Below are 1,789 nucleotides of genomic sequence, written 5' to 3'. Positions count from 1 at the left end.
ACTATATAGTATGTGTTAACAGCCGAAGAGCTGCCGCCAGCAGTTATGTCCCCGGTGAGTGTGAGATCGGCCGCTGCAAGCACCCCGATGTAACTTGCTACGCCAACTGGAGTCAGCGGCGGCAGGGGCGCCGACGCGCCCGCACGTGCGGGTAGTTCCCACGCACCGCCCAGGACTGCCGCACCGACAAGCGAACTGGACGCGCAGACATCCACGCCGACGGCCGCTTCCAAAGCGTCGACGAACGCATCGCCTGCGTTTCCTCGAGCCGTCTCGCAGCTCCATAGCCGCAGTTCGCCGTCCGCAGCGAGCGCCCTGCCGATCGCGGCGAATTCCTCAGCCGCCCCCTTCAACGTCCCGACCGACCATTCTCCTGAAGCGAAAACAACCCGACCAGGTGCGCCGTGCGCGATGATGTGGACCGCGTGCAGTTCTTCGTGCCCTCTCAGCGCCGCAGCCATCTGCGCCGCCGGCGCTTGACGGCCATCGACCAGGATGGCCTCGATCCCCGGCCGGACGTTGCTCAGAACAGTCTCGAGATCGGAGATCGAAGGATCCACAAAGAGAATTTCAGAGGCACGGGCCATGACTGGCTCCTGTTCGCGTCCAATTCATTTCAAAAGGGAAACCGCCCACCGGCTTAGTCGGCGAGCGGCGCGGAAATTGCGCTTGGCCGCGGTCATCTTCCGGACGGCCCGACGGCGCCGCTTGGGCGGCCAACGAGGGGGGCCTCCACGCGGAGGAAACCGGAGGCTTGGAAATTCCCGCCATCGTCAAATGTCCCGATCGCGAGAGAGCCGGCGGTGCTCGGAACCTTCACGGTTATTGCGACAGCGTGGCTTCGCTTGACGGCGGCGGGAAGAATGACCTGGCCGACGATCGCGTTCTTGGCGGCATCCAGAATGAAATAGGTTATATGCTCGGTCGCGTCGCCGATGGGCAAAACGCCCCTAACGGTCACGTCCATTGCAGTAGACGAAGTTGCGTAGGTCATCATGCACTCCCCGATTAGCGGCGGCTGGTGCCGCGGCTTCTCCTGCTTGACACTTGATTTTCAATCACCGCAGTACCGCCCCCGATCCGACGGGCTTGGCCGCAAACTCGCGCGAAAGCTCGCGCGCGAAGACGTGATGGGCTGCAGCCTTTGCTCCAGACGACTCCCGGTCCGATCGGCGGGCAGGAAGTCGCAGACGGCGCCGTTTTCCGACGGCACTCGGTTTGAACAGCTCTGTTGAGATTTGGTTTGGATGCGGGGCACGGGAGCAATCCGCCGCACCTTGCAGCAACAAATTTCCCGCCGGCGCATAGATGGGCACGGCCTGCGGCGCTCAGTTGCGGATAGGTTTGAAGTTTGTCGAAGCGGCGGGCTTCAAACTCCCTGGGAAACGCACGTGATATCACGTGATACACGATCCACTCCCGTCACAGCCGACGCCGATCTCTTGGCGAAAACTCGCGAGAGAGCTCCGGAGTGGAAAAACCTGTTCGACCCGAACAAAAAAGACAAACGCTCACTCGGCCGCGCGCTCACTAACGCACGTGCCTTAGTCGTCCGCGACTTTGGCCTTGCTACTCCGGAACCCTCTGGCTTGACTCCCCTACGACTTCCGCAGACTGCCAGCTACCCACGACCTGTGGGCCCCCCCTCACAGCAGCAAATTAGTAAATTTGAAAATTAGCGATCTGTAAACTATGGAAGCGACTAAACCGGCCTACCTCTAAAGTATTAGGTCAGGAAATATTACAGACCGCAACTCTAGAAAATATTTTGGAAATCCATAACTTAACC

General features: G+C 60.3%; 2 protein-coding genes. Both read right to left on the bottom strand.

The window, feature by feature from the left end; all coding sequences use genetic code 11:
* A partial coding sequence (locus EOA60_RS31460; RefSeq protein ID WP_128312509.1) for a DUF4347 domain-containing protein occupies positions 1–587 on the bottom strand: 587 nt, incomplete at its 3' end.
* A gap of 92 nt (positions 588–679) precedes the next feature.
* A complete protein-coding gene (locus EOA60_RS31455; RefSeq protein WP_095826372.1) occupies positions 680–997 on the bottom strand; it encodes a hypothetical protein in 318 nt (105 codons plus the stop codon).
* Between the last annotated feature and the right edge of the window lie 792 nt (positions 998–1,789).

The sequence above is a fragment of the Mesorhizobium sp. M1A.F.Ca.IN.020.06.1.1 genome (assembly GCF_004023265.1).
Classification (GTDB): domain Bacteria; phylum Pseudomonadota; class Alphaproteobacteria; order Rhizobiales; family Rhizobiaceae; genus Mesorhizobium.
The sequence above is the reverse complement of the archived record's forward strand: the minus strand, read 5'-3'. Positions and strand labels throughout refer to the sequence as shown.

Bases quoted from the DNA above. Each gene is read 5' to 3' on its own strand.
- EOA60_RS31455 (WP_095826372.1), bottom strand. From the start codon at position 997: ATGATGACCTACGCAACTTCGTCTACTGCAATGGACGTGACCGTTAGG.